Here is a 26,002-nt window from a genome sequence, read left to right on the forward strand (position 1 = left end):
CGCCGCCGGGACGCAGCCGCTCCACGCAGTCGGCGACCACCGGCACGGGCGCGTCGGGGGCCAGCCGGTCGGCGGTTCCGGCGAGGTCGCGGTCGAGCAGCGCGTCGCCGACCACGACCAGCGGGGCGGGGGCCCTTTCACTCATGGCGGCGGCCTCCTCGCGGCACGTCGTCCGGGGCGCGCCGGATCAGCCCGGCCCGCAGGGCGTGCGGGCCGCTTCCGGCTCCGCGCGCCGCCGCGGGCGCCTCGGTGGCCCGGACGGCCCCGTCGGTGCGGCGGCGCCCCTTCGCGCCCCAGCCGCGTTCCAGGGCGGCGTCGAACGCCTCGCAGACCATGTGGACGGCGACCAGGTGGAGTTCCTGCACGGTGGCGGTGGAGGGCGCGTCCACCGCCAGCACCTCGTCGGCGGCGGCGGCCAGCGGGTTGGGGGCCGGTCCGGTGAGCGCCCACACGTGCAGGCCGGACCCGCGGGCGGCCTCGGCGGCGGCCAGCAGGTTGGCGCTGGCGCCGCTGGTGGAGAGCAGCATCAGGATGTCGCCGGACCGTCCGTGGGCGCGGACCTGGCGGGCGAACACCTCGTCGACGCCGTAGTCGTTGGCGATGGCCGTGGTGCTGGAGGTGTCCGCGTGCAGGGCGATCGCGGAGAACGGCGGCCGGTCGTCGCGGTAGCGGCCGACGAGTTCGGCGGTGAGGTGCTGCGCCTGGGCGGCGCTGCCGCCGTTGCCCGCGGCGAGCAGGCGTCCGCCGCCGGTGAGGACGGCGGCGAGGAGTTCGCCCCAGCGGTCGACGGTGTGCGGGGCCCGGGCCCGGAACGCGCCGAGGGCCTGGTCGAGGGCGTCGCAGTGACCGCCCGAGGCGGAAACCGGTCGCATGTCCATCACGCCACCTCCGAGGAAGAGAGTTCGCGGCCCGCCGCCACCTGGCGGTAGACCTCTTCGACGCCGTCCGCGACGCGCCGCCAGGTGAAGCGGTCCAGTACGCGGGCCCGGCCCGCGGCCCCGTAGGCGCGGCGCAGGGCGTCGTCGTCGAGCAGTTCACGTGCGGCCCGGGCCAGCGCCCGGGGGTCGTCGGGCGCAACCAGCCGTCCGGTGGTCCGGTCCGCGACGCTGTCGCGGTGCCCGCCGACGTCGGTGGCGAGCACCGGGACGGCGCAGGCCATGGCCTCCAGCGGGACGATGCCGAACGGTTCGTAGGAGGGGGTGCACACCACCAGGTCGGCGCTGCGCATCAGGGCGGGCATCCGGTCGCGGGGGACCGCGCCGAGCATCCGGACGCGGTCGGCGACGCCCAGGTCCTCGGCGAGGGTGAGCAGCCGGGCCGCCTCCCGGACGGCGTCGGCGAGTTCCGGGGCGTTCTCGGTGCGGCAGGCGAAGGGGCCTCCGGCCACGAGGAGTTCGGTGTCGGGGATCTCGGTGAGCGCGCGGACCGCCCGGTCGTAGCCCTTGCGCGGCACCAGGCGGCCGCAGGCCAGCAGCCGGTGCCGGTGGCGGCGCGGGGGCGCTCCGGCGAGGTCGGGGCCGGGCCGGAACTCGGTGGTGTCGACTCCGCAGGGAACGACCGAGACCCGGTCGCCGGGCACGCCCATGGCGGCGAGTTCGGCGGTCTCGTCGGAGCAGGTGGCGATCACCCGGTCGCAGCCGCGCCCGAGCTGGCGTTCCAGGGCGACGCGCTGGACAGGGCTGGTGTCCAGGGCGCCCTGGTGGCGGCGCTTGACGGTGCCGAGGGCGTGGAAGGTCTGCACGACGGGGATGCCGTGCGGGCGGGCGCCGTCGCGGGCGGCGAGTCCGGACATCCAGAAGTGGGCGTGCGCCGCGTCGGGCCGCTCGCGCGCCCACACCCGGTCCAGGTGTTCCCCGAACTCCGGCATGTGGGCGAGGAGTTCGTCCTTGGGGATCGGCTCGGCGGGACCGGCGGCGACGTGCTCGACGACGGTGCCGGCGGGCATCCGCACCCGGTCGGGCAGGCCGGGGTCGTCGCGGCGGGTGTGGACGGTGACGTCGTGGCCGCGGCGGGCCAGTTCCTCGGAGAGGCGGGCGACGTACACGTTCTGTCCGCCGGCGTCGGGGCCGCCGAGGGCGGCGAGCGGGCTGGCGTGCTCGGACACCATGGCGATCCTCATCGGGTCACCTCCTTCAGCAGCCGCTCCCAGTCGTCGAGGAAGCGGGGCAGCCCGTAGCGGGCGAGCGCCGCCGCGCGGGCGCGTGTCCCGACGGCCCGGGCGTGTGCCCGGTCGGCGGTGAACTCCCTCACGGCGTCGGTCAGCACGTCGAGGCGGTTGGAGACGACTCCGGCGCCGTCGGGCACCGCCTCGGTGACCTCGGTGGTGGCGAGCGCCACCACCGGCATCCCCAGGTGCATGGCCTCCAGCAGGGAGAGCCCCAGGGAGGTCCAGCGGACCGGGTGGACGTAGACGCGGCGCCGGGCCATCTCGGCGTGCAGGTCGCGCTGGACGAGTTCGTGGTCGCGGCAGCGGCCGGGGTCGATGCCGAGGGCGTCGGCGATGCCGCGGGTTCCCATGCCGAACACGTCGAGCGGCGCGGCGTGGGCGAAGTGGGCGAGGAGGTCGGTGCCGGTGGTCCGGCCGCGGCGCAGCGGTTCGTTGACGACGACGGCGGCGCGCGGGAGTTCTCCCGTCCACCGCGGGCCCGGATCGACGATGCCGTGCTCGATCACCGCGGTCGGCGCGGAACCGGCGTCCCACATCAGGCGGTTGAAGTGGGTGACGTGCACCAGGGTGACGCCGGGGAGGTCGGCGGCCGGGTGCCGGGTGTCGGGCACGTCACCGCCGGGGGCGTTGTGCTCCAGGTAGACCATCGGCGGGCGGCGGCCCAGCCACCGGTCCACCAGCCGGATCTCGTGGGGGCGTTGGAGGACCACCAGGTCGATCTGCGTGTCCCGCAGCCGCTGCGGGGGCAGTTCGACCACGGAGTCGGGCCAGTCGAAGGTCCGCGCGCGGCCCAGGCCGTCCGGTCCCCGGTCGGGGGTGACGGGCACGACGTAGGTGTGCGGGCCCTGGACGAAGGCGGTCGTCCAGGAGCCGTGCACGTGCCAGATCAGGATCCTCATCGGGACACCACCACTTTCTCCACCGCGGTGAGCACGTCGAGCCCGGTCACCGTGTCCAGGCACGGATGGCCGGGGAGCGGGCAGGTGCGGGCCCTGCTGTCCGCGCAGGGCGCTTCCTGGTCGCCGAGCAGGACGTGCGGGACGCCCCAGGGGCGCCAGCGCTCGGCCGGCACCACGGGGGCGAAGAGCGAGACCACGGGTGTGCCGACGGCGGCCGCGAGGTGGGCCGGTCCGGTGTTCCCGGTGACCACGGCCCGGGCGCGGGAGAGCACGCCGGCCAGGCCGGCGGCGTCGGTGCGGCCGCCCAGGTCGAGGCCGTGCCGCCCGGCGACCCGGGCGGTCAGGGCGCGTTCGCCGGGGCCGCCGGTGACCAGCACCCGGTGGCCCGCGGCGGCGAGTTCGCGCACCGCCTCGGCGCAGCGGCCGGGGCTCCAGGCACGGGCGGGGACGCTGGCGCCGGGGTGCAGGACGACGTAGGGCTCCGGTCCGGTGAGGGCGCCGGCGTCCGGCGGCGGCAGGACCGCGAGGCGCCCGTCGTCGTCCTCGGCGGGCGGGAACCCGGCGGCCTCGGCGAGGTGGAGGGCGGCCTCCACCTCGTGGGCGCGGGGGGCGCGGCGGTGGCGGAGGTCGAGCAGCGCCCCGGGGTAGTCCTCGCTGTCCGCGGCGATCCGCGGGACGCCGGCCATCCGCAGCAGCAGGGCGGTGGGCAGCGGCGACTGGTGGAACGAGGTGAGGACGAGCGCGCTGTCCGCGCCGAAGGCGGCGATCCGGCCGGCGGCCCGCGTGATGTCGGCGCGGGTCGCCGGCGGCGGTTCCAGGCCGACCCAGGGGGCGTCCCAGACGATCACCCGGTCGACGCCGGGCAGCAGCCGGGCGGCGGGCTCGCCGCGCGGGCCGCAGAGCAGGGCGACCTCGTCGGCGTGCCGGGCGACCGCGCGCACGGCGGGCCCGGCGAGCAGGACGTCGCCGAAGCTGTCGAGCCGGACCACCAGCGCTCTCATGCCGGCCTCCCCGCCCCGACCGTCTGCCCGACGCAGTCGAGGTAGGCGACCACCAGCCGCACGGCGGCCGTCAGGTCGGGGGCGACCACGGGCGCGGCGTCGACCTCCTCGGCGCGGGTGACGGGGGTGGGCACCAGCACGGCGCGCGCCCCGGCGCGCCGGGCGGCCTCCACGTCGGCCCCGATGTCGCCGATCACCACGCAGCGGCCGGCGGGGACGCCGAGCCGGCCCGCGGCGGCCTCCACCAGGCCGGGGGCGGGCTTGCGGCAGCGGCAGCCGTCGTCGGGGCCGTGCGGGCAGATCTCCCACACGTCGAACGGCCCGAGCAGTTCCTCCACGCGGGCGTTGACGGCGTCGACCTCGGCGCGGGTGAGCAGGCCGCGGGCGATCCCGGACTGGTTGCTGACCACGCCCACGGCCACCCCGCGCTCCCGCAGCAGGGCCAGGGCCTCGGCGGCGCCGGGCATCGGGCGGACCCGTCCGGGGTCGCCGTTGTAGGGGACGTCCTCGACGAGGGTGCCGTCGCGGTCGAACAGGACGGCCTGCACGGCGCTCACGGGCGGACCACCTCCTGCCAGGGCCGGGCCCCGCGGTGCCGCCACAGGCCGGTCAGCCAGTGGCGCGTGGCGGCGGGCGGGATGAGGACGCTGGTGGTCAGCATGGTGACCACCTCGTGGCGGGTGCGGGGCCCGGGGGCGATGCGCGCCCAGGCGAACTCGGCGGTGCCCAGGGCCCAGCCGAGCGCGGCGAGCGAGGCGGCCCGGCGGCGTCCGGCGGCGGCGAGCAGGCAGGCGGCCGCGCCGGCCGCGCTGATCGCCGTGTGGCGCCGGATCCGGCCGCGCGGGGCGGCGGCCCGCTTCCACCAGCCCGGCCCGTGCAGGCGCAGCATGAGCGCGTCGTCGGCGTTGCCGCGCTGCTGGCGCAGCGAGACCCAGCGGTCGGCGGGCCGCACCGGGTGCCGGGTGGTGCGGCGGCCCCGGCGGATCCGCCAGCCGGCGTCCAGGACGCGCAGGGCCACGTCGGCGTCCTCCCGGAAGGCGCGCGGGAAGCGCTCGTCGAACCCTCCGACCTGCTTGAGCGCCTCGCTCCGGTAGACCATGTCGGCGGTGATCCACAGTGCCTGGGCGAGCCCGGCGGTGGCGCGTTCCCAGTCGGTGGGGCGGCGCTCGCCGGGCAGCGGCACGGCGATCACGCCCTGGATCCCGCCGGTGTCGGGCTCGGCGGTGGCGAGGTCCTCGGCGAGCTGGTCGCACCAGTGCGGGCCGACCTGGACGTCGTCGTCCAGGAAGGCGATCCACGGGGCGGCCACCGCCCGGGCGCCGGTGTTGCGGGCGGCGGCCGGTCCCCGGCCGCCGCCGCGCAGCACGGTGGTGCGTCCGCGCAGGTCTCCGAGGACGGACAGCGGGTGCCGGAGCGGCCCCTCGTCCTCGTGGTGCGGGGCGGGACGGTCGTCGACCAGGACGATCTCGTCGGGCCCGGGCCCGTGGGCGGCGGCCAGCGAGGCCAGGCAGTCGGCGAGGGTGTCGCGGACCAGGGTCGGGATCACCACGGCGTAGCCGGCCCGGGCGGGGGTCGCGGCCGCGGCCCCGCCCGGGCCGGACGCCTCGGCGGGGCCCGTCATGCGAACATCCTTCCGCGACGGACCGCGAACGGGCCGATGGCCAGCAGGTCGACGGGGGCGGAGCCGAAGCACTCCAGGGCGTCGCGCGGGTCGTCGACCATGGGCCGGCCGGCCGTGTTGAGGCTGGTGTTGACCACCACGGGGAGGCCGGTGCGCCGTTCGAAGGCGCGCAGCATCCGGGCGACCAGCGGTTCCCGGCGCTCCTCGACGGTCTGGATGCGGGCGGTGCCGTCGACGTGGACGACCGCCGGGATGCGGTCCCTCCAGGCGTCGGCCACGTCGTGCACGAAGAGCATGTACGGGCTGGGCAGCCGTCCGGTGAAGATCTCGGCGGCCCGTTCGTCGAGGACCATCGGGGCGACCGGGCGGAACTCCTCCCGGCCCTTGACCCTGTTGAGGCGGTCCAGGTTCCGCGCGCGTCCCGGGTGGGCCATCAGGGACCGGTGACCGAGCGCGCGCGGGCCGTACTCGCTGCGGCCCTGGAACCAGGCGACGATGCCGTCCCGGGCCAGTTCCCCGGCGACCGTCTCGGCGATGTCCTCGGGTTCCTCGAAGGGGACGGCGGCCTCCTGGAGGATGGCGCGCAGTTCGTCGTCGGACCAGCCGCGGCCGAGGTCGGCGCCGGGCATCGGTTCGGGGCGGTCGCTCAGGTGGAGGGCGCCGCCGAGCGCGGTCCCGGCGTCGCCGGCCGCGGGCTGCACCCAGACGTCGCGGAACGGGCCCATCGCGGCGATCTTCGCGTTGGCCACGCAGTTGAGGGCGACGCCGCCGGCCAGGGTGAGCGAGTCGCCGCCGCCGGCGCTGTGCAGCCAGTGGACCAGTTCGAGGAGGACCTCCTCCAGCACGGCCTGGGCACTGGCGGCGAGGTCGGCGTGGTCCTGGGTCCACGGCTCGTGGCGGCCGCGCGGCGGGGCGTAGGCCGCCCAGTCGACGCCGTGGGCACGGAACCCGCCGTCGTCGGTGGCGTGGACGTGTTCGCGCAGCCGCGTGAGGAAGCGGGGCCTTCCGTGGGAGGCGAGCGCCATCACCTTGAACTCGTCGCTGCTGCGCAGGAACCCGAGGTGCTCGGTGAGCTCCTCGTAGACCAGGCCGAGGGAGTGCGGCAGGGCCTGGGCGGCCAGGATGTCGAGCTTGCCCTCGGTGTAGCGGCCGGCCAGGTGGGAGGAGGACTCGCCGCGGCCGTCGAGCACCAGCACGGCGCTGTCCGGGTACGGCGAGGCGGGTCCGGCGGAGGCGGCGTGCGCGACGTGGTGGGGGACGAAGACGACCCGGTCGGGGTCGAGGCCGGGCAGCGCCTCGGCGAGGAACTCCGGGGCGCGGCGCGCGTACTCCAGGCGCAGCGGGTCCCAGGGATCGACCAGGCCCATCCGGTCGGCGGGTCTGGCCAGCCGCGGGTCGAACGAATAGGCGATCGCGTCGAGTTCCTCGGGGCGTATGCCCGCGTGCTCCAGGCACCAGCGGGCCGACAGTTCGGGCAGTTCCCAGGCGGAGAACGGGACCGGGCGCTTGCCGTGCTTACGTCGGCTGAATCGTTCCTCCTCGGCAGCGGCGACCGTGCGGCCGTCGACCACCAGGGCGGCGGCGGGGTCGTGGAAGAGGGCGTTGATGCCAAGGATGCGCATGGTGGTGCTCCGTCCCGGACGTGCGGTCGGGGTCTGGCCGCCGGGTCCGCGGTGGGTCTCCGGCTGGGGCCGGCCGGCGGTTCCCGGCCGTCCGCGCCGCTCCTCGCGGCGCGGGTGGGCGGGTGCCGTATCGGCGGGGCGCGAAACCCGGGCCGGGCGACTGTCACCCGGTTGCCGCACCCGGCGCGCGGGCGGGCGGCGGAGGTGCTTCGGCCGCCGCGCGGTGCTCGGGCGCCGCGCGGAACCTGGGTTCCGCGCGGCGCTTCGGTTGCGCGTGGCGCGGGCCGGGCGGCGGGTGGTCAGGCGGCCTGGGCGGTGCGGGAGAACCAGCCGATGGTCTCCGTGAGCCCGTCGTTCCAGCTGGTCCGGGGCTGCCAGCCGAGGCGTTCGCGGGCCAGCGTGGTGTCGGGGCGGCGCCGGCCGGGGTCGTCGACCGGGCGGTCCACGAACCGGATCCGCGAGCCGGAGCCGGTCAGCTCGATCACCCTGCGGGCCAGTTCCAGCATGGTGATCTCCTCCGAGCCGCCGATGTTCATCGGCCCGGCCTCCTGCGACCCGGCCAGCGCGAGCACGCCCTCGACGGTGTCGTCCACGTAGCACAGGGAGCGGGTCTGCCCGCCGTCACCGGCCACCGTGAGCGGCATGCCGTCCAGCGCCTGCGAGATGAAGGTGGGCACCGCGCGGCCGTCGCCGGTCCGCATCCGCGGGCCGTAGGTGTTGAAGATCCGCACGATCGCGGTGTCGGTCCTGTTCACCTGGCGGTGCGCGGTGGTCAGCGCCTCGGCGAACCGCTTGGACTCGTCGTAGACGCTGCGCGGGCCGATCGGGTTGACGTTCCCCCAGTAGCCCTCGCGCTGCGGGTGCTCCAGCGGGTCGCCGTACACCTCCGAGGTGGAGGCGAGCAGGAACCGCGCCTCGTCGACGCCCGCCCGCTCCAGGGCGTGGCGGGTGCCGGTGGAGCCGACCTCCAGGGTCTGCAGCGGCAGCCGGAGGTAGTCGGCGGGCGAGGCGGGGCAGGCGAAGTGCAGCACCAGGTCGAACCGGCCGGGCAGGCCGGACAGCACCCCCGGCTCGGTGACGTCGCCCTGCACGAAGGTGAAACCGGGATCCTGCTCCAGGTCCAGGACGTTGGCGCGGGAGCCGGTGCAGAGGTCGTCCACGCAGACGACCTCGGTGCCCTCCGACACGAGGCGGGCACAGAGATGGGAGCCCACGAAACCGGCGCCGCCGGTGACCAGGGCGCGTCGCCAGGGGCGTCGGGGTCGGCCGAACCAGTTGGGGCGGCTCATGTGCCTCTCCTTCCTCCCGCCTGCGGCGGGGAACTGCCGGGCGCGAGTACCCGGGTCGGGCGGGACATGCGCGAGGCTCACCCGTCCGGGTGAATGCGGGAGGTGGGGGCGGAGGTTCTCTACCATCGGCGGATGGCCGAATTCGTGATCGAGCGCACGGTGCCGCTGCCCCTGGACGAGGCGTGGCGGCGGGTGACGGACTGGCCCCGCCACGGGCGGGTGGTCCCGTTCACCCGGGTGACGGCGCACGGCCGTTCCGTGCGGGCCCGCACCGGGGTGGGGCCGGTCGGCTTCCTGGACCCGATGGAGATCACGGTCTGGTCCCCGCCCGGTGACGACGGGGAGGGCGGAATCTGCCGCCTGGAGAAGCGGGGCCGGGTGGTGCTCGGCCGGGCCGAGCTGGAGGTCCGGCCGGGCCCGGGGGGCCGCGCCCGCGTCCTGTGGCGCGAGGAGGTGCGGCTCCGGTTCCTGCCGTCCTTCCTCGACGGCCTGCTCCTGATCGCGGGGCGGTACGTCTTCGGCCGGGCGCTCGACCGCCTGCTGCGGTGGGAGTGACCTCGCCGGGGCCGCAGAACGTGCGGGGCAGGCCCACGCCGCGTTGACTGGCCCGGACGCCCCTTCGCCCCGGCGACCCGCCCGAGGAGAACGTGAGCACTTCCCCGGACCCCGCCCCCGGCCCCGCCCCGGCGACCTCCGCGACCCCGGCGACGACGGCCGAGGCGGCCCTGCGGCAGACCCTGCTGAGCCGGGGCTACCTGCGGCTGCTCCTGCTGTCCGCGCTGCTCGGCGTGCCGGTGGCCCTCGCCTGCTTCTTCTTCGTGGCGCTGCAGCAGGAACTCCAGGACTGGGTGTGGCAGTCGCTGCCCGAGGCGCTCGGACACACCCGGCCGCCCTGGTGGTGGCCGCTGCCGGCGCTGCTGCTGGCGGGACTGGTCCTGGCGCCCGTGCTGACCCGGATGCCGGGGCGCGGCGGGCACCTGCCGGTGCACGGGCTCGGCGGGCCCCCCGTCGGCCCGGTGGAACTGCCGGGCGTCGTCCTGGCCGCGCTGCTCACCCTGCCGCTGGGCGTGGTCCTCGGGCCGGAGGCCCCGCTGATGGCGGTCGGCAGCGGGCTGGCGCTGCTCGCCGTCCGCCTGCGCGAGGGCCCGCCCGACCCCAGGGCGGACGCGGTGGTGGCCACCACCGGCTCCACGGCGGCCATCTCCACCATCCTCGGCGGGCCGCTCACGGCCGCCGTGATGGTCGTCGAGGCCGCCGGGGTCGGCGGCGCCCGGCTGGTGGCCCTCCTGCTGCCGTGCCTGACCGCGAGCGCCACGGGAGCGCTGGTCTTCACCGGTTTCGGTCACTGGACCGGCCTCTCCGTGGGCGCCCTGACGCTGCCGTCGGCGCTGCCGAGGGCCGGTCCGGACGCGGGTGACTTCCTGTGGGGCCTGCCGCTGGCCGCGCTGATCGCCGTGCTGATCTCCCTGGCACGGGGCCTGGGCCGCCGCACCGCCGCCTGGACCGCCACCCGCACGGCGTGGCGCGTGATCGCCTGCGCCGCGGCGGTCGGCGTCTGCATCGCCGCGTACGCCCTGGTCACCGGCCGCTCACCCGCCGAGGCCGCCCTCTCCGGTCAGGCCGCCCTCGCCGAACTCGCCGGCGATCCGCACGCCTGGCCGGTCGCGGCGCTCGTCGCGCTCGTGGCCTGCAAGGGACTGGCGTGGGGCATCAGCCTCGGCAGCCTGCGCGGCGGGCCCATCTTCCCGTCCGTCCTGCTGGGCGCGAGCGCCGCGCTGGCGTGCTCCGGACTGCCGGGGCTCGGCACGACCCCGGCGCTCGCCCTGGGCATCGCCGCGGCGGCCACCTCGGTGACCGGACTCCCGCTGACCAGTTCGGTGCTGGCGGTGCTGCTCCTCGGCCGCGCGGCGCACGACCAGATGCCGCTGATCGTGCTGGCGTCGGTGGTCGCGGTGGTCGTCACCCGGGCGCTGTCCCGGAACGGCGGGGACGACCGGTCCTCCTGACGCGGGAGGGCTGGTCGCGGGACGCCGCCCGCGGGTCACACCGCCGGCTCCGTCGGCCCCGCCGCCGAGCCGTGACCCGACGGCCACCGGACCGCCGGGCCGCTCCTCCTGACACCGGGGGCGGGTCGCAGGGTGCCGGCCCAGGTCGCTCAGGTGGTCACGCCGCGGGCCCTGCTTGACGGCCGGCCGCCGGGCCGTGACCCGGTGGCCGGTGGACCGGTAGGCGGTGGACCGGTAGGCGGTGGACCGGTAGGCGGTGGACCGGTAGGCGGTGGACCGGTAGGCGGTGGACCGCCGGGCGCTCCTCCTGGCACCGGGGCGCGGGACGCGAGGGCTGGCCGCAGGGTGCCGCCCGCAGGTCGCGGCGGTGACCATGACGCCGGCCCTGCCGGTGGCCGGCCGCCGGGCCGTGGCCCGGCGGGCAGGCGGACCGCCGGGCGCCGGTCCCGCCGCGATGCGGCCGGGCGGCGGGGTGGGGGCCCGCCGGGCGGTGCTCAGCGGTGGATCGGGACCGTCGCGCCCGTGAGGGGGACCCCCGTGCCGCCGCGGCGGCAGGCGACGATCTCCGCCGCGATGGACAGCGCCGTCTCCTCCGGGGTGCGGGCTCCGAGGTCGAGGCCGATCGGGGAACGCAGGCGGGCCAGCGCCCCCTCCGTCACCCCCTCCTCCCGGAGGCGGGCCAGCCGGTCGAGGTGGGTGCGGCGCGAGCCCATCGCCCCGACGTACGCGACGTCCAGGTCCAGGGCCCTCGTCAGCAGCGGGACGTCGAACTTGGGGTCGTGGGTGAGGACGCACAGGACCGTGCGGGAGTCCACGGCGGTGTTCTCCAGGTAGCGGTGGGGCCACTCGACGACCACCTCGTCGGCCTCCGGGAAGCGGCGCTCCGTCGCGAAGACGGCCCGCGCGTCGCAGACCGTGACGTGGAAGCCGAGGAACCGGCCGGCCCGCGCCAGCGCCGCCGCGAAGTCCACCGCACCGAAGACGATCATCCGCGGCGGCGGCGTCGATGCCTCCACCAGCAACGAGAGCGGTGCTCCGCAGCGCGATCCCTGCTCGCCGATCTCCACGACGCACCCGGTGCGCCCGGCGTCCAGCAGCGCGCCGGCCTCCGCGGCGACGGTCCGGTCCAGTTCGGGCCCGCGGTCGAACCCGCCGGACACCGCGCCGTCGGCGCGGACCAGCAGGGCCCGGCCCAGCAGTTCCCCGGGGCCCTCCACGATCCGCGCCACCGCGGACGGCTCGCGCCGTACCGCCGCCGCGACGGCGGCCGCGTACACCTCCCGCACCGGGTCGCCCACGCGCACCGGCACCACCAGCACCTCGACGGTCCCGCCGCAGGTCAGTCCGACCGCGATCCCGTCGGCGTCCGCGTACCCGAAGCTCTCGCGCACCGTCCGGCCGTCCTCCAGCGCCCGCAGGCACAGGTCGTGGACGGCGCCCTCGACGCACCCGCCGGAGACCGATCCGACCGCCTCGCCCTCCGTGTCGACGGCCAGCGCGGCGCCCGGCGTGCGGGGCGCGCTGCCGCCGACGGCGACCACCGTGGCGACGGCGAAGTCACGGCCCTCGCCGATCCAGCCGTGCAGCTCGTGCGCGATGTCCAGCATGGCCGCGCTCCTTTCCGCCGTGGGGCCCCGGGGGGAACCCTTACCCGTCCGTGAGGTGTTCCGGTCGCACCGGCGTCCGCCGCAGGTCCAGCCCGGTCGCCGCCCGCACCGCGGCGAGGATCGCCGGCGTCGAGGAGAGGGTGGGCGCCTCGCCCACCCCGCGCAGCCCGTACGGCGCGTTCTCGTCGGCGAGTTCCAGCACCTCCACCGGCATCGGCGGGGTGTCGAGGATGGTGGGGATGAGGTAGTCGGTGAAGGAGGGGTTGCGGACCAGTCCCGTGGTGCGGTCCACCACGATCTCCTCCATCAGCGCCACCCCGAGCCCCTGCGTGCTGCCGCCCTGGATCTGGCCGACCACGGCGAGCGGGTTCACCGCCTTGCCGACGTCCTGGGCGCAGGCCAGCTCCACCACCTTGACCAGGCCGAGTTCGACGTCCACGTCGACCACGGCCCGGTGGGCGGCGAAGGAGTACTGGACGTGGCCGTCGCCCTGGCCGGTGTGCCGGTCGAAGGGCCGGGTGGGCCGGTGGCGCCACTCGGTCTCGACCTCGACGGCCTCGTCGCCGAGCACCTCCGCCAGCCCGGCCAGCACCGCGCCGTCCCCGGCGACCACCTTGCCGCCCTCGAGCCGCAGCCCGTCGGAGGCCCAGGCCGGCTGGGTGGCTCCGAACCTGGCCCGCCCCAGCTCCAGCACCCGCTCGCGCACCAGCTCGCAGGCCCGCTTGACGGCTCCGCCCGTGACGTAGGTCTGCCGGGAGGCCGAGGTGGAGCCGGCGCTGCCCACCCGGGTGTCGGCGGGCTGGACGGTGACCCCGGTGACGCCGAGCTCGGTGCGGGCGATCTGGGTGTGGACGGTGACGCCGCCCTGCCCGACCTCCGCCATGGCGGTGTGCACCGAGGCGACCGCCTCGCCCCCGGCGGTCTCCAGCCGCACCCGGGCGGTGGAGTAGTCGTCGAACCCCTCCGAGAAGCCGACGTTCTTGATGCCGACCGCGTACCCGACCCCGCGCACCACGCCCTCGCCGTGGCTGGTGTTGGAGAGTCCGCCGGGCAGGGCGCGCACGTCGACCCCGCCCCCGCCGGTCTCCCAGGGCCGCTCGGCCGGCAGCGGCAACTCACTCACCCTGCGCAGCAGTTCGGCGACGGGGGCGGGCGAGTCGACGACCTGGCCGGTGGGCATCACCGACCCCTGGGACATGGCGTTGAGCTGCCGGAAGGCGACCCGGTCCATGCCGACCGCGTCGGCCAGCCGGTCCATCTGCGCCTCGTAGGCGAAACAGGCCTGCACGGCGCCGAAGCCGCGCATCGCGCCGCACGGCGGGTTGTTGGTGTAGAGGGCGAGCGCCTCCACCTCCACGGCGTCCACCTCGTACGGGCCCACGCTCAGCGAGGCCGCGTTGCCGACCACGGCCGGGGAGGAGGAGGCGTAGGCGCCGCCGTCGAGCACGATGCGGGCGCGGACGTGGGTGAGCCGGCCGTCCTTGGTGGCGCCGTGCTCGTAGACCAGCCTGGCCGGGTGGCGGTGGACGTGGCCGAAGAAGGACTCGTACCGGTTGAAGACCATCTTCACCGGCCGCCCGGTGCGCAGGGCGAGCAGGCAGGCGTGGATCTGCATGGAGAGGTCCTCGCGCCCGCCGAACGCCCCGCCGACGCCGGCCAGGGTCATCCGCACCTTCTCCTCGGGCAGTCCGAGGACGGGCGCGATCTGCCGGCGGTCGGCGTGCAGCCACTGGGTGGCGACGTAGAGGTCGACGCCGCCGTCCTCGGCGGGGACCGCCATGCCGGACTCGGTGCCGAGGAACGCCTGGTCCTGCATCCCGAACTCGTACTCGCCGCGGACCACGAAGTCGGCGCGGGCGGCGGCCCGTTCGACGTCGCCGCGGACGATCGGCTGGCGGTGCACGACGTTGGGATGCGGGACGTGCGGGGCGTGGTGGTCGGTGCGGTCCTCGTGGAGCACGATCGCGTCGGGCGCGGTGGCGCTCTCCTCGTCCGTGAGCACGGGGAGTTCGCGGTACTCGACCTTGATCTTCTCCGCGGCCCGCCGGGCGATCTCCGGGTGGTCGGCGGCGACGGCGGCGATCGGTTCGCCGTGGTGGCGGATCCGGCGGTGGGCGAGGACGGGGGTGTCCTGGATCTCCAGGCCGTAGTGGCGGACCTCGGTCGGCAGGTCGTCGTACGTCAGCACGGCGTGCACACCCGGCGTGGCCAGTGCTTCGGACACGTCGATGGAGAGGATGTCGGCGTGTGCCGTGGTGGAGCGCAACAGGTGGCCCCACAACATGTGCTCGTGCCACAGGTCCGAGGAGTAGGCGAACTCGCCGGTGACCTTGAGGACGCCGTCGGGGCGCGGCACCGACTCGCCGACGCCGCCGACGTTCCCGGCGCGCTGGGTGAACCGTGTGGGCAGCCCGAGCACGCCGGCGCGCCGGTCCGCCTCGGAGCGCACGCCGGGGACGGCGGGGGCGGCGTGCCCCTCGGTGAGGTCGGTCATGCCCGGTCCCCTTCCGGCTCGGCGGAGCGCCGGGCGGCGGCCAGGCGGACCGCGTCCATGATCTTCTCGTACCCGGTGCAGCGGCACAGGTTGCCCGAGAGGGCCTCCCTGATGTCGGCGTCCGCGGGCTTCGGCTCGCGGTCCAGGAGCTCGTCGGCGGCGACCAGCAGGCCGGGCGTGCAGAACCCGCACTGGACGGCGCCGGCGTCGATGAACGCCTTCTGCACGGTGGACAGTTCGCCCTCCGGTGCCAGTCCCTCCACGGTGACCACCTCGCGCCCCTCGGCCTGTCCGGCGGCGACCAGGCAGGCGCAGACCGGCACACCGTCCAGGCGCACCGTGCAGGATCCGCACTCGCCCTGTTCGCAGGCGTTCTTGGAGCCGGGGAGTCCCAGCCGCTCGCGCAGCACGTACAGCAGCGACTCGCCCTCCCAGACGTCGTCGGCCTCCCGGAGGCGGCCGTTGACCGTCAGCCGGACACGCATCATGCGACTCCCTCCGTGACGCGGGCGCTCCCGCGGTACTCCTGCCAGGCCCAGCCCAGGGTGCGGCGGGCGAGCACGCCCACCGCGCGGCGGCGGTAGGCGGCGGTGCCGCGCACGTCGTCGATCGGCGAGCAGGCCGCGGAGCAGAGCTCGGCGAACCGCCGCGCCGCCGACGGCGGTGGCGGGCGTCCGGTGTCCCAGCACCGTTCCTCCTCCAGCACCCCGCCCAGGAACTCCTCCGCCTCCCGGGCGCGCACCGGCGTGGGCGCGGCGGATCCGATGCCGGTGCGGAGCGTGCGGCTCTCCGGGTGGAGCGCGAGGCCGAAGGCGCAGACCGCGATCACCATGGCGTTGCGGGTGCCCACCTTGGCGAACTGCTGCGGTCCGCCGGCCCGCCGCACGCGCACCGCGCGGATCAGTTCGTCGGGGGCGAGCGCGTTGCGCTTGGGACCCAGGTAGAAGTCGTCGATCGGGATCAGGCGGGTGCCGCGCGTGGAGACCGCCTCGACCTCCGCGCCGGAGGCGAGCAGCGCGGGGTGGGCGTCGCCGGCCGGGGAGGCGGTGCCGAGGTTGCCGCCGACGCCGCCGCGGTTGCGGATCTGCGGGGAGGCCACGGTGTGGGCGGCCAGGGCGAGGCCGGGGAGGTCGGGCCGCAGCCCTTCCATGATCCGCGTGTAGGGCACGGAGGCGCCCAGGCGCACGGCGGGGCCGTCGCCCTCCCACTCCTCCAGCTCGGCGATCCGCCCGAGGTCGAGCAGCCGTTCGGGGCGGCGGTGGCCGAAGTTCAGCTCGACCATCACGTCGGTGCCGCCCGCGAGGGGCACCGCGTCGGGGTGCTCGGCCTTGACGGCGAGCGCCTCCTCCCAGCTGGCAGGTCGTAGGAATTCCATGCCTGGGCCGCTCCTCCCGGAATGCTGTCTACGCGCGTGGCGCGAAGGGGTGGTCCGATACGTGTAGACGCTCGGAGCGTCCAGTACACCGCCCCGTCACCCGACCAGGTCAGTCGCCGAAGACACGAAGGAATTGGCTGGCCACGCCTTCCATCTTGTAGATTCGTATGAAGGGGCGAGGTGCTCGGACTTCGCGTTTCCGTACGGGAACACAGCACCCCGATGGCTCCACGACCTCGAGACCCGAACGGCGGCGACTGGAATGCGGCTCCGCGCACTGCTGGACACCCCCGGGCTCGGCCTGCGGCTGCTCGGCGGCGAGGACGAGCTGGACCGCGCGGTGCGCGGCGTGATGACCACCGACCTGAAGGACCCCGGCCGCTACCTGACCGGTGGCGAGCTGGTCCTGACCGGTCTCCTCTGGCGTCACGGGCCCGCCGACTCGGAACGGTTCGTGCGCATCCTCACCGACGCCGGCGCGGCCGCCCTGGGGGCCGGAGAGGCGGAGCTGGCGGGCATTCCCGACGACCTGGTCGAGGCCTGCGCCCGGCACCGGCTGCCGCTGTTCGCGGTGGACGAGTCCGTTGCGTTCGCGAGCATCACCGAGCACGTGGTGCGCCAGGTGTCCGGCGAGCGGGCCGGGGACCTGGCGGCGGTGGTGGACCGGCACCGCCGCATGATGACGGCCGGGCCCGCCGGGGGCGGCCCGGACGTGGTGCTGGAGCTGCTCGGCTCGGACCTGGACCTGCGGGCCTGGGTCCTCTCCCCCGCGGGCCGCCCGATCGCCGGGCCCGAGGGGGCCGGCCCCGACCTCCCGCCCGAGGTCCGCACCCGGCTGGCGGCGGAGCACCTGGCCGCGCTGCGCGCGGGCCGCCGCGCGCCCCACCGGGTGACGGCCGGCGGGACGACGTACTCCCTCTTCCCGGTCCGCGCCGCCGTCCGCGCGGACCGGCCCGGGCAGGGACCGCGCGAGCGCCGGGAGACCGCCGCGGCGGGTCCGGCCCTGTCCGACTGGCTGCTGGCCGTCGAGGCCGACGCCGCCGAGTGGCCCGAGGCGCGGCTGGACCTGGTGCACGGCGTCACCCAGCTGGTGGCCGTGGAGCGGGAACGCCGGGACACCGGGCGCGCCGTGCGCCGGCGGCTGGCGCAGGAACTGCTGGAACTGGTCCAGGCGGGTGCCGCGCCCGGCGAGATCGCGGCCCGGCTGCGGGTCGCCGCTCCCGTGCTGCTGCCCGGCCTGGAGGCCGCCCCGGACTGGCAGGTGGTGGTGGCCCGCGTCGAGTGGCAGGGGGCCGAGGACCGCGCCGAGGGCGGGCGGCTCGCCCAGGCGCTGCTGGAGGAGTTGCTGGTCGACCCGTCCGCGGACGGCCCGGAGCCTTCCGACCGGCTGGCCGTGGCGCACTCCGGCGAGGAGGCCGTCGCCCTGGTGCCGCTGCCCCCGGCCGGCGAGGACACCGCCCGCACCGGCTCGGCCGAGGGCGCCGCGGGCGCCCGGGAACACCACCCGGCGGGTCTGTCCGCCGAGTCGCTGCTGGCCGCCGTGCGGGAGCCGCTGGCCGCCGGGCTCGGCGACGAGGGGCGGGTCACCCTGGGCGTCAGCGCCCCCGTGCACTCCGCCGAGGGCCTGCGCGGGGCGCTGGAGGAGGCCCGGCACGCCCGCCGGGTGGCCGCCGCCCGCACCGGCGCCGTCTGCGCGGCCGGGCACCAGGAGCTCGCCTCGCACGTGCTGCTGCTGCCGTTCGTCCCCGACGACGTACGGCGCGCCTTCACGGCCCGGCTGCTGGACCCGCTGCGGGAGTACGACGGACGGCACCGCGCCGAGCTGATCCCGACCCTGGAGGCCTTCCTGGAGGCCGACGGCTCGTGGACCCGGTGCGCCGCCCGCCTCCACCTGCACGTCAACACCCTGCGGTACCGGGTGGGCCGCATCGAGCAGTTGACGGGGCGTGACCTGTCCCGCCTGGAGGACAAGCTCGACTTCTTCCTCGCCCTGCGGATGAGCTGACCCGGGCGAATCGTTTCTCGCCACACACCGGGTCCGGCCACTTTGTGAAATGTTTCACCCGACCTCTTGGCCGGAACATCTGAATCGTGCTGAGATTCCGCCACCACCACATCCGGCTCGATGGCGTGCTCGGGGAGGGCAACGTGGCGTACACCGCCATGTCCGGTACCGCAACGACCGCAGCGACGACCGCAGGCGAGGAGTCCCTCCAGGCAGCCGTATGGCGCCTGCGCTCCCGGGCGTGCTGGGCCGACGCCGCCGCCCTGCTCCCCCGCGACACCCCCGACGGCGCCCTGCACCGGGCCGCGCTGCTGGTGGAGCGGTGCCTGTACGCCGAGGAGGGCTGGGAGGACGCCGAGGACGAGCTGCGCAACGCAGAGGCGACGGCCCGCAGCAGCGAGGAACGGGGCGGGGCGGCCTGCGAGCGCGGGTACCTCGCCTACGCGGCCACCCTGCACGGGGTGCGCGACCGGGCGGACGAGGCGCGCGCCGCGCTCGGCCGGGCGGCCGCGCTGATCCCGCCCGGGACGCCCCGGCGGGCCCTGCTGGACTTCCGCCGCGGGCTGGTCGCCCAGAACATCGCCCGGGCTCCCCAGGCGGCCCGCGCCGCCTACCGCAGGGCGCACGCGGGGGCCACCGCCCACCCGGACCCGCTGCTGCTCTCCTTCACCTGGCGGCACCTGGCCGCGCTGGCCCTCCAGGACGGCGACGTCGCCGAGGCGCGGCACGGCTTCACCGAGTCGCTGCGGCTGCGGGTCGAGCTGGGCTACCTGGTCGGCACGGCTCCCGCGCTGCTCTCCCTCGCCGGCACGGAGCCGGAGCCCAAGGCCCGCCGCCTGCGCGCCGAGGCCCGCCGGCTGCACCGGCTGCTGGGGGGCGTGCCGACCTGGCTGTCCCCCCACCTGGAGGAGGACGGCGCGGAGCCCTCCGACGACCCGGCCCCGGCGGACGACGCCTAGGCTCCGCCGGGCCCGGACGGCCCGCCGGGCGTCGTCGGCTTCCCGCTCCTCCCGCACCGGGACCACGAGGCGTGGCCGGGGAACACCGCGGCCCGTGCCGGGCGGCGGGCGGCCGGACTCGGGGTCCCCGCGTACGCGATCGACGACCGGGCCGCCGTGAAGGTGACCGGCGACGGCATGGAGGCCGTCCCCGAAGGGCGCCGGAAGACGTTCGCCCCTCCGTCGTGAGCGTCGGCGGCGCGCGGGGCCGTCCCGCCCTCCGGCGGTCCGCGGCCCGCCCGCGGACCGCCCGCGGACCGCTACAGGTCCGCGCCCGCGAAGTGTGCGCGCACCAGCCGCCGGACCACGTCGAGGTCCTGCTCCGCCAGGGCGTCCAGCAGCGCGCCGTGCTCGGCCGCGTCGGCGACCAGCTCGCCGTGACCGGGCGTCCCGGCACCGCCCTCCCCGGGGGCCGGGAGCCACCGGGAGCGCCGGTGCAGGTCGTCCGCGATCCGCACCAGTTCGGCGTTGCCCGCGAGGGACAGCAGGGCGCGGTGGAAGGCCCGGTCCGCCTCGGCGTACGCGGCCGGGCAGCCCGAGGAGGCGGCCAGCACGGTCCGCTCCGCGAGCGGCCGCAGCTCGGCCCACCGCCGCGCGGGCACCGTGCGGGCCAGCCGCAGCACCACCGGCACCTCGATCAGGGCCCGCACCTCGGCCAGCTCGGCCAGCTCCCGCGCCCCCCGCTCGACCACCCGGAAACCCCGGTTGGGGACCACCTCGACGGCCCCCTCCGCCGCCAGCTGCTGCATGGCCTCACGCACCGGCGTCGCCGACACCCCGAGCCGCTGCCCCAGCACCGGCGCCGAGTACACCTCGCCGGGCGCCAGCTCCCCGGCGACCAAGGCCGCGCGCAGCGCCCGGAGCACCTGATCGCGCACGAAGGCCCGCCTGACCGGGGGCCGGGCGTGCGGCTCCCGCGGCGCGGGCAGCGACGGCGCGGCCTCCGCCGGGGCGTGCGTGTGCTCCCCGCGCGCCGGGACCGCTCCGGCGGCGCCGCCCGGCGACGCCGACGCGTCCGTCCGCTCGCGCGGACGTGCCTGCTCCACGGGGACCTCCTGGTCGAGGGTGTGCCTTCCGGTTCCGGTTCCGGCTCCGGTTCCTGCTCTGTTCGGACTCCAGCACGATAAGTGCCGGGCCTCGGTGTTCCCACCCCCGGCCACTATGAGTAAGGTAAGGCTTACCTGTCATCGCCTCCTCAGCTCACGGGAACGGGAGTCCGTCGTGCCCCTTGCCACCTCGGCCTTTCAGGACGCCTACGACCGCCTCGCCCAGGCCTTCCCCGGCCTGACCGTGACGGAGGTCGCGCCCGGCGAGCCGCTGCCCACCGAGCGGGCCGACGCCGAGGCCGGCTGGACGGCCGCCGCCCGGTTCACCGAGGAGGGCCCCGAGGTCGCGGAGCTGATCGCCCGGGACGAGGCGACGGTGGAGGAGTACTACGGCAGGCGGCCCCGCCCGGACGTGGGCGCCTCCCTCGCCCTGCACCGGTACGCCTGGCCGGTCTGCCTGCTGTTCACCGTCCCCGCCTTCCTGGATCGCCGGGTGCCGCGGCTCACCGTGGACGACGTCGCGGTCCACCACCCGTCCGGCCGGATCGCGGTGCGTCCGCGCACCTTCGCCTGCCTGCCGGACGACCCCGCCGCCGCGCTGCCCGGCGCCCGGGTGGTGCCCGACGAGGACGCCCTGCGCGCCGAGGTGCGGGCGGCGGCCGCCGAGCACATGGGACCGGTCCTGGAGGTCTTCGGCCCGCGGATGCGCCGCCGCGGCCGTTCGCTGTGGGGAATGGTGACCGACGAACTGGCCGAGGGCCTGTGGTACATCGGCAGCCTGCTGGGCGAGGAGCGGCGGGCCGTGGAGGAACTGGGCCGGATGCTGCCCGGCGCGACCCTCCCGCTGCCCGGCGCCGCCGGCTTCCGGGAGCTGCCCGGCCCGGCCGGCGAACCGCTGACCACCCGCGACCGGGTGACCTGCTGCCTGGCCTACACCCTGGCCGACAACACCTGCGTCACCTGCCCGCGCACCTGCGACACCGACCGCATCGCGAAGCTGACGGCGGCACAGGCGGCCTGACATCTGATCGGATCTGCGCCCGGCCGCCGTCAGGCGGCCCCTCTCGGCATCACCCGTGAGAGCGATTTCCCTTCGAACACATCTCGCACCTCCAGGGCGCACGTTCGAGAGGCGGGGCGCGAACCCGTCCCTCCGCACCACTCCCTCGGTTCCTCTTGTCTCGAAACCCCTTGCGGGGCACGCCGGTTGGGCCACCATGGCCGGCAGTCACGCCCTTCCCACGCAAGCCCGACGCAAGGGACACCGGATGAGATTGACCGACGTTTCGCTGGACTGGCTGCTTCCGGGCGCCGTGCTGCTCCTCGGCGTGCTGGCGGCGGTGGCGGTGCTCGCGCGCGGCCGGAAGGCGTCGGCGGCGGGCCCGGCCTCCTCGGACGACTCCTGGGAGCGCAGCGAGGAACGCCGACGGCGCAAGGAGGCGGTCTACGGCACGGCGTCCTACGTCCTGCTGTTCTGCTGTGCCGCGGTGGCCGCCGCGCTCTCCTTCCACGGCCTGGTCGGCTTCGGCCGCCAGAACCTCGGCCTGTCCGGCGGCTGGGAGTACCTGGTGCCGTTCGGCCTGGACGGTGCGGCGATGTTCTGCTCGGTGCTCGCGGTGCGCGAGGCGAGCCACGGCGACGCGGCCCTGGGCTCCAGGATGCTGGTCTGGCTGTTCGCGGGCGCGGCCGCCTGGTTCAACTGGGTGCACGCCCCGCGCGGCCTGGGCCACGCCGGCGCGCCGCAGTTCTTCGCCGGCATGTCGCTCTCCGCCGCGGTCCTCTTCGACCGCGCGCTGAAGCAGACCCGTCGTGCCGCCCTGCGGGAACAGGGCCTGATCCCGCGGCCGTTGCCGCAGATCCGGGCGGTGCGGTGGCTGCGCGCGCCGCGCGAGACCTACCGCGCCTGGTCGCTGATGCTGCTGGAGGGCGTGCGCAGCCTCGACGAGGCGGTGGAGGAGGTCCGCGAGGACACCCGGACGCGGGAGCGGGCCCGGCGGCGCCGCCGGGAGCAGAAGCGGGTGGAGCGGGCCCACCTCAAGGCGGTCAGCCGTGGGCACGCCCCCGCCGCCCTGCCGGAACGGCCGGCGTCCCAGGTGGAGCTCGAACGCGCCGACGGCGCCGGTGCCGCCGCCGCTTCGGAGCCCGAACAACTTCCGCTGCGCAGCCGTCCGTCGCTTCCGGCGCCCGAGGAGGACACCATGGCCCTGCGGCAGTTGGACACGCTGGAGCGCAAACTGAAGGACCTGGAGCAGCAGTTCGGCTGACCGGTCACCGCCCGGGGGCCCGCGTTCGTCCGCCGCCCGTCAGCGGGCCTGACCCGCCCCGCGGTACGCCAGCTCGAACCACACCGACTTGCCGAGGGCGTGGCCCCGCACCCCCCACGTGTCGGCGAGGGTGGCCACCAGGAGCAGTCCTCTTCCGCAGGTGGCGTCCTCCTCGGCCTCCTTGCCCACCGGAAGCCGGCGGGGTCGCACGAAGTCCCGCACCTCGACCCGTAGTCGCCGCCCGGTGACCGTCACCTTGAGCACCGCGCCACGGCCCGTGTGCACCAGCGCGTTGGTGACCAGTTCGGTGGTGAGCAGTTCCGCCGTCTCCAGCACGTCGCCGTCCCACGGCCGGCCCGGCGCGTCGCACCGCACCAGTTCCCGCAGCGCCCGCCGCGCCCGGGGCACGGCGCCCAGGTCGGCCCGGCGCAGGCGCTGCCTGAGCCGGGGCCGCCGTATGCGGAGGCGGGGCCTGGGGGCCGGGACGAGACCCGCTTCCCGTGCCACTGGTCGCACGCCTGGTCCGGTGGACGGCTCCGCCGCGTCGGCGACGGCGGAGATGCCCACCTCTGGTGCCTGCCTCTTCATGACCCCCCGTTCGCGCTCGTCGGCGCACTCCGTTCTCGAACACGGTCACGGGATGCATGCCCCCGTCCGGAACGCGGCACTCATCCCGTTCCGGCAGGAGAGGGAGGAGGGCCCGGATTTCGTCAGGGCCGGGGGACGTTGCGCAGGTTGGAGCGGGCCATCTGCAGCATCCGTCCCACGCCGCCGTCCAGCACCACCTTGGAGGCGGAGAGCGCGAACCCGGTGACCATCTCCTTCTTGATCTTCGGGGGGATGGACAGCGCGTTGGGGTCGGTCACCACGTCCACCAGCGCGGGCCCCTTGTGCCGGAAGGCCGCCTTCAGCGCGCCCGCGAGGTCCTTCGGCTTCTCCACCCGCACCCCGAAGGCCCCGCAGGCCTCGGCGACGGCGGCGAAGTCCGGGTTGGTGTTGGCGGTGCCGTGCGAAGGCAGACCGGCGACCAGCATCTCCAGCTCCACCATGCCGAGCGAGGAGTTGTTGAAGAGCACCACCTTCACCGGCAGGTCGTACTGCACCAGGGTCAGGAACTCCCCCATCAGCATGGCGAATCCGCCGTCGCCGGACATCGACACGACCTGCCGGCGGCGGTCGGTGAACTGTGCTCCGATCGCCATCGGCAGGGCGTTGGCCATCGAGCCGTGGGAGAACGAGCCGATGACGCGCCGGCGTCCGTTGGGGGTGATGTACCGCGCGGCCCACACGTTGCACATGCCGGTGTCGACGGTGAACACGGCGTCGTCGTCGGCGAGTTCGTCGAGCACCGCGGCCACGTACTCGGGGTGGATCGGTACGTGCTTGTCCACCTTGCGGGTGTAGGCCTTGACCACGCCCTCGAGCGCGTCGGCGTGCTTCTTCAGCATCTTGTCGAGGAACCTGCGGCTCTTCTTCGCCTTCACCCGGGGGATCAGGCACCGCAGGGTCTCCTTGACGTCGCCCCACACCGCCAGGTCCAGCCGGGAGCGGCGGCCGAGGTGCTCCGGGCGGACGTCGACCTGGGCGATCTGCACGTCGTCGGGGAGGAAGGCGTTGTAGGGGAAGTCGGTGCCGAGCAGGATCAGCAGGTCGCACTCGTGGGTGGCCTCGTAGGCGGCGCCGTAGCCGAGCAGACCGCTCATCCCGACGTCGTAGGGGTTGTCGTACTGGATCCATTCCTTGCCCCGCAGGGCGTGGCCGACCGGCGACTTGAGGAGTTCGGCGAGCTGCATGACCTCGTTGTGCGCGCTCTTGCAGCCGGCGCCGCAGAACAGGGTGACCTTGTCCGCCTTGTCGATCATCTCCACCAGGGCGTCGAGTTCGGCGTCCCCGGGGCGCACCGACGGCCGGGACGTGACCAGCGCCGTGTCGTACGCGCCCTCGGGGGCGGGCTCGTCGGCGATGTCGCCGGGAAGGGTGACGACGCTGACGCCGGAGCGGCCCACGGCGTGCTGCACGGCGGTGTTCAGCAGGCGCGGCATCTGCGCCGGGCTGGAGATCATCTCGCTGTAGTGGCTGCAGTCGCGGAACAGCCGGTCCGGGTGGGTCTCCTGGAAGAAGCCGAGCCCGATCTCCGAGGAGGGGATGTGCGAGGCGAGCGCCAGCACCGGGGCCATGGAGCGGTGGGCGTCGTACAGGCCGTTGATCAGGTGCAGGTTGCCGGGGCCGCAGGAGCCGGCGCAGGCGGTCAGCTGTCCGGTGACCTGCGCCTCGGCGCCGGCCGCGAAGGCGGCGGCCTCCTCGTGGCGTACGTGCACCCAGTCGATGCCCTTGTGGCGGCGCACGGCGTCCACGACGGGGTTGAGGCTGTCCCCGACCACCCCGTACATGCGCCGCACGCCCGCGCGGGTGAGGATGTCGACGAACTGCTCGGCGACGTTCTGCTTGGCCATGGCTGAGCGTGCCCTTCGCTGCGTGTTCACGATCCGTGTCCGGACCGCTCGTGTCCCCCGTCCCGGGACCATCAATCCACGCGACGCGGGTTCACGCCTCCCAGACGGCCACCGCCGTGCGGTCGTCGGCGTAACCCTTCACCCGCACCTGCACGTCCGCCAGGAAGTCGGCGAGCCCCGGCGGCTCGGGCGCGGCCCACCGCCGCGCCAGGTGGGCGCGGAGCGCGGGCTCGTCGCCCAGCGGTTCGGCCAGGCCCGCCGCCGACATCAGCAGCCGGTCCCCCGGCCGGGCGACGCAGGTGCGGAACCGGAACGGCTCGCGGGGTGGCGCGGGAGCCGGTTCGTACGGGCTCGGCGGTGTGCTGATGCCGAGGTCGAGGGTGGCCGCGGCGGGTCCGACGGGGCGGGGCTCGAGGTCCTGCCAGTCGCCGTCGCGCAGCCGGTGGAGGCCGCCTTCGCCGACGCCGAAGAACACCCGGGTGCGGCACTCCGGGTCGGCGGGCAGCAGCAGGCAGCGCAGCGACGCCCGCTCCCCGCCGGGCCCGTGGTCCTCGTCGGCGGCGGCCGCGCGCAGGCGGCCGAGGCTGCGGTCGGTGAGCCGCTGGAGTCCCGCCCGCAGGTCGGCGCGGCGCCCTTCGCGGATGTCCTCGGCGAGCCGGGCGGCGCTGCGGCCGACGGCCTGGCCGATCCAGCGGCAGGCCGCGGCGGCGGCCCGCTGCCCCTCGGGGGTGGCCCGGGCTCCCGTGGCCACGGCCACCAGGACCAGTGCCCGGTCGCCCACCCCGAACCGGGCCGTCAGCAGCGCGTCCCGCCGCACCTCGCCCCGGTACCGGGCGGAGTCCCCGCGCACGGACGCGGCCCGCAGCGTCAGCCCGCCGTGCCGGGCGCCGTCGAGCACGGTGTCCGGCACCAGGTCCTCCAGCGTGCCGGGGTCCGCCATGGGCAGCGAGGTCGGCTCGGGCTCGTAGCCCGGCGGCTCCTCCCCCACGTACGCCACGGCCCCGGCCCGTCCTCCGGAACCTCCTCCGCCTCCGAGGTCCAGCGTCCCGCGGTCGGGCGGTAAGGCACCGGCCCCCTCGGACCGGCCGCGCGACGCGACGGCACGAGCACCGGAGGCCGGCCCGGTGCCGCGGGCGGCTCCGGAACCGCCGGCAG

22 protein-coding genes are annotated in these 26,002 nt (G+C 76.0%); 6 read left to right on the forward strand and 16 right to left on the reverse strand.

From position 1 onward, the window contains the following. Window positions 1-137: 137 nt before the first annotated feature. From A2U95_RS03145 to A2U95_RS03180, 8 genes are all read right to left on the reverse strand, one after another. Window positions 138-878, reverse strand: coding sequence for a D-sedoheptulose-7-phosphate isomerase (locus A2U95_RS03145; RefSeq protein WP_420856954.1), 741 nt, complete (start codon window positions 876-878; stop codon window positions 138-140). Continuing rightward, window positions 878-2,119, reverse strand: coding sequence for a glycosyltransferase (locus A2U95_RS03150; RefSeq protein ID WP_166020698.1), 1,242 nt, complete (start codon window positions 2,117-2,119; stop codon window positions 878-880). Before A2U95_RS03150 ends, A2U95_RS03145 begins: the two co-directional genes overlap by 1 nt. Beyond that, the gene (locus A2U95_RS03155; protein WP_166020699.1) at window positions 2,116-3,066 is read right to left on the reverse strand and encodes a glycosyltransferase; all 951 of its coding nucleotides are present in this window, start codon (window positions 3,064-3,066) and stop codon (window positions 2,116-2,118) included. Before A2U95_RS03155 ends, A2U95_RS03150 begins: the two co-directional genes overlap by 4 nt. Beyond that, entirely contained in the window at window positions 3,063-4,067 is a 1,005-nt protein-coding gene (locus A2U95_RS03160; protein WP_166020700.1) for a glycosyltransferase family 9 protein, read from the reverse strand. The genes A2U95_RS03155 and A2U95_RS03160 overlap by 4 nt, the downstream gene beginning before the upstream one ends. Further along, window positions 4,064-4,624 (reverse strand): D-glycero-alpha-D-manno-heptose-1,7-bisphosphate 7-phosphatase, encoded by a 561-nt coding sequence (locus A2U95_RS03165; protein WP_166020701.1) that lies wholly within the window; start codon window positions 4,622-4,624, stop codon window positions 4,064-4,066. The genes A2U95_RS03160 and A2U95_RS03165 overlap by 4 nt, the downstream gene beginning before the upstream one ends. Next, window positions 4,621-5,688 carry a glycosyltransferase family 2 protein gene (locus A2U95_RS03170; protein ID WP_166020702.1) on the reverse strand — a complete coding sequence of 356 codons (1,068 nt, stop codon included), beginning with the start codon at window positions 5,686-5,688 and terminating at the stop codon, window positions 4,621-4,623. Before A2U95_RS03170 ends, A2U95_RS03165 begins: the two co-directional genes overlap by 4 nt. Beyond that, window positions 5,685-7,310, reverse strand: coding sequence for a carbamoyltransferase family protein (locus tag A2U95_RS03175; RefSeq protein WP_166020703.1), 1,626 nt, complete (start codon window positions 7,308-7,310; stop codon window positions 5,685-5,687). The genes A2U95_RS03170 and A2U95_RS03175 overlap by 4 nt, the downstream gene beginning before the upstream one ends. Window positions 7,311-7,609: 299 nt before the next feature. Continuing rightward, a complete protein-coding gene (locus A2U95_RS03180; RefSeq protein ID WP_166020704.1) occupies window positions 7,610-8,599 on the reverse strand; it encodes an NAD-dependent epimerase/dehydratase family protein in 990 nt (329 codons plus the stop codon). 132 nt (window positions 8,600-8,731) lie between these two features. Here A2U95_RS03180 and A2U95_RS03185 point away from each other — a divergent pair, with 132 nt between their 5' ends. Then, a complete protein-coding gene (locus A2U95_RS03185) occupies window positions 8,732-9,154 on the forward strand; it encodes an SRPBCC family protein (RefSeq protein ID WP_166020705.1) in 423 nt (140 codons plus the stop codon). A gap of 92 nt (window positions 9,155-9,246) precedes the next feature. Beyond that, the gene (locus tag A2U95_RS03190) at window positions 9,247-10,605 is read left to right on the forward strand and encodes a chloride channel protein (RefSeq protein ID WP_166020706.1); all 1,359 of its coding nucleotides are present in this window, start codon (window positions 9,247-9,249) and stop codon (window positions 10,603-10,605) included. 494 nt (window positions 10,606-11,099) lie between these two features. Here the strand turns inward: A2U95_RS03190 and A2U95_RS03195 are convergent, their stop codons facing one another. From A2U95_RS03195 to A2U95_RS03210, 4 genes are read right to left on the reverse strand one after another with little or no spacing between them, the layout of a single operon-like run. Then, on the reverse strand, window positions 11,100-12,212 hold the full coding sequence (locus A2U95_RS03195; protein ID WP_166020707.1) for an XdhC family protein: 1,113 nt from the start codon (window positions 12,210-12,212) through the stop codon (window positions 11,100-11,102). A gap of 40 nt (window positions 12,213-12,252) precedes the next feature. After that, window positions 12,253-14,706 (reverse strand): xanthine dehydrogenase subunit D, encoded by a 2,454-nt coding sequence (gene pucD / locus A2U95_RS03200; protein WP_166020708.1) that lies wholly within the window; start codon window positions 14,704-14,706, stop codon window positions 12,253-12,255. Further along, window positions 14,703-15,191, reverse strand: a complete 489-nt coding sequence (locus A2U95_RS03205; RefSeq protein WP_166024766.1) for a (2Fe-2S)-binding protein — start codon at window positions 15,189-15,191, stop codon at window positions 14,703-14,705. The genes pucD and A2U95_RS03205 overlap by 4 nt, the downstream gene beginning before the upstream one ends. Further along, complete coding sequence (locus A2U95_RS03210; protein WP_166020709.1) at window positions 15,191-16,081, reverse strand: FAD binding domain-containing protein; 891 nt, start codon at window positions 16,079-16,081, stop codon at window positions 15,191-15,193. Before A2U95_RS03210 ends, A2U95_RS03205 begins: the two co-directional genes overlap by 1 nt. A 262-nt stretch (window positions 16,082-16,343) precedes the next feature. Here A2U95_RS03210 and A2U95_RS03215 point away from each other — a divergent pair, with 262 nt between their 5' ends. Together A2U95_RS03215 and A2U95_RS03220 are read left to right on the forward strand one after the other, a co-directional pair. Further along, window positions 16,344-18,086, forward strand: coding sequence for a PucR family transcriptional regulator (locus A2U95_RS03215; RefSeq protein ID WP_166020710.1), 1,743 nt, complete (start codon window positions 16,344-16,346; stop codon window positions 18,084-18,086). Between the two features lie 158 nt (window positions 18,087-18,244). Next, complete coding sequence (locus A2U95_RS03220) at window positions 18,245-19,045, forward strand: hypothetical protein (protein WP_166024768.1); 801 nt, start codon at window positions 18,245-18,247, stop codon at window positions 19,043-19,045. Window positions 19,046-19,344: 299 nt separating this feature from the next. On the opposite strand, the gene A2U95_RS03225 is transcribed toward A2U95_RS03220, so the two are convergent. Further along, on the reverse strand, window positions 19,345-20,130 hold the full coding sequence (locus tag A2U95_RS03225; RefSeq protein ID WP_206282809.1) for a GntR family transcriptional regulator: 786 nt from the start codon (window positions 20,128-20,130) through the stop codon (window positions 19,345-19,347). Between the two features lie 175 nt (window positions 20,131-20,305). Between A2U95_RS03225 and A2U95_RS03230 the strand changes: the two genes are divergently transcribed. Beyond that, window positions 20,306-21,151 carry an iron-sulfur protein gene (locus tag A2U95_RS03230; RefSeq protein ID WP_166020712.1) on the forward strand — a complete coding sequence of 282 codons (846 nt, stop codon included), beginning with the start codon at window positions 20,306-20,308 and terminating at the stop codon, window positions 21,149-21,151. A 247-nt stretch (window positions 21,152-21,398) separates the two neighbouring features. Then, complete coding sequence (locus A2U95_RS03235) at window positions 21,399-22,394, forward strand: DUF2637 domain-containing protein (protein ID WP_166020713.1); 996 nt, start codon at window positions 21,399-21,401, stop codon at window positions 22,392-22,394. 39 nt (window positions 22,395-22,433) lie between these two features. Here A2U95_RS03235 and A2U95_RS03240 read toward each other — a convergent pair whose 3' ends face one another. The 3 genes from A2U95_RS03240 to A2U95_RS03250 form a co-directional block, all read right to left on the reverse strand. Continuing rightward, entirely contained in the window at window positions 22,434-22,901 is a 468-nt protein-coding gene (locus tag A2U95_RS03240) for an ATP-binding protein (protein WP_240957181.1), read from the reverse strand. A 203-nt stretch (window positions 22,902-23,104) separates the two neighbouring features. Continuing rightward, window positions 23,105-24,847 carry a pyruvate dehydrogenase gene (locus A2U95_RS03245; protein WP_166020715.1) on the reverse strand — a complete coding sequence of 581 codons (1,743 nt, stop codon included), beginning with the start codon at window positions 24,845-24,847 and terminating at the stop codon, window positions 23,105-23,107. 91 nt (window positions 24,848-24,938) lie between these two features. Then, window positions 24,939-25,889 carry a protein phosphatase 2C domain-containing protein gene (locus A2U95_RS03250; protein WP_420857015.1) on the reverse strand — a complete coding sequence of 317 codons (951 nt, stop codon included), beginning with the start codon at window positions 25,887-25,889 and terminating at the stop codon, window positions 24,939-24,941. Between the last annotated feature and the right edge of the window lie 113 nt (window positions 25,890-26,002).

This window comes from Streptomyces chilikensis (assembly GCF_001642695.1).
Lineage (GTDB): Bacteria > Actinomycetota > Actinomycetes > Streptomycetales > Streptomycetaceae > Streptomyces > Streptomyces chilikensis.

Bases quoted from the DNA above. Each gene is read 5' to 3' on its own strand.
- A2U95_RS03185 (WP_166020705.1), top strand. From the start codon at position 8,732: ATGGCCGAATTCGTGATCGAGCGCACGGTGCCGCTGCCCCTGGACGAG.
- A2U95_RS03235 (WP_166020713.1), top strand. From the start codon at position 21,399: ATGAGATTGACCGACGTTTCGCTGGACTGGCTGCTTCCGGGCGCCGTG.
- A2U95_RS03155 (WP_166020699.1), bottom strand. From the start codon at position 3,066: ATGAGGATCCTGATCTGGCACGTGCACGGCTCCTGGACGACCGCCTTC.
- A2U95_RS03170 (WP_166020702.1), bottom strand. From the start codon at position 5,688: ATGACGGGCCCCGCCGAGGCGTCCGGCCCGGGCGGGGCCGCGGCCGCG.
- A2U95_RS03215 (WP_166020710.1), top strand. From the start codon at position 16,344: ATGCGGCTCCGCGCACTGCTGGACACCCCCGGGCTCGGCCTGCGGCTG.
- A2U95_RS03195 (WP_166020707.1), bottom strand. From the start codon at position 12,212: ATGCTGGACATCGCGCACGAGCTGCACGGCTGGATCGGCGAGGGCCGT.
- A2U95_RS03220 (WP_166024768.1), top strand. From the start codon at position 18,245: ATGTCCGGTACCGCAACGACCGCAGCGACGACCGCAGGCGAGGAGTCC.
- A2U95_RS03175 (WP_166020703.1), bottom strand. From the start codon at position 7,310: ATGCGCATCCTTGGCATCAACGCCCTCTTCCACGACCCCGCCGCCGCC.
- A2U95_RS03150 (WP_166020698.1), bottom strand. From the start codon at position 2,119: ATGAGGATCGCCATGGTGTCCGAGCACGCCAGCCCGCTCGCCGCCCTC.
- A2U95_RS03245 (WP_166020715.1), bottom strand. From the start codon at position 24,847: ATGGCCAAGCAGAACGTCGCCGAGCAGTTCGTCGACATCCTCACCCGC.
- A2U95_RS03205 (WP_166024766.1), bottom strand. From the start codon at position 15,191: ATGCGTGTCCGGCTGACGGTCAACGGCCGCCTCCGGGAGGCCGACGAC.
- A2U95_RS03145 (WP_420856954.1), bottom strand. From the start codon at position 878: ATGGACATGCGACCGGTTTCCGCCTCGGGCGGTCACTGCGACGCCCTC.
- A2U95_RS03180 (WP_166020704.1), bottom strand. From the start codon at position 8,599: ATGAGCCGCCCCAACTGGTTCGGCCGACCCCGACGCCCCTGGCGACGC.
- A2U95_RS03160 (WP_166020700.1), bottom strand. From the start codon at position 4,067: ATGAGAGCGCTGGTGGTCCGGCTCGACAGCTTCGGCGACGTCCTGCTC.
- pucD (WP_166020708.1), bottom strand. From the start codon at position 14,706: ATGACCGACCTCACCGAGGGGCACGCCGCCCCCGCCGTCCCCGGCGTG.
- A2U95_RS03210 (WP_166020709.1), bottom strand. From the start codon at position 16,081: ATGGAATTCCTACGACCTGCCAGCTGGGAGGAGGCGCTCGCCGTCAAG.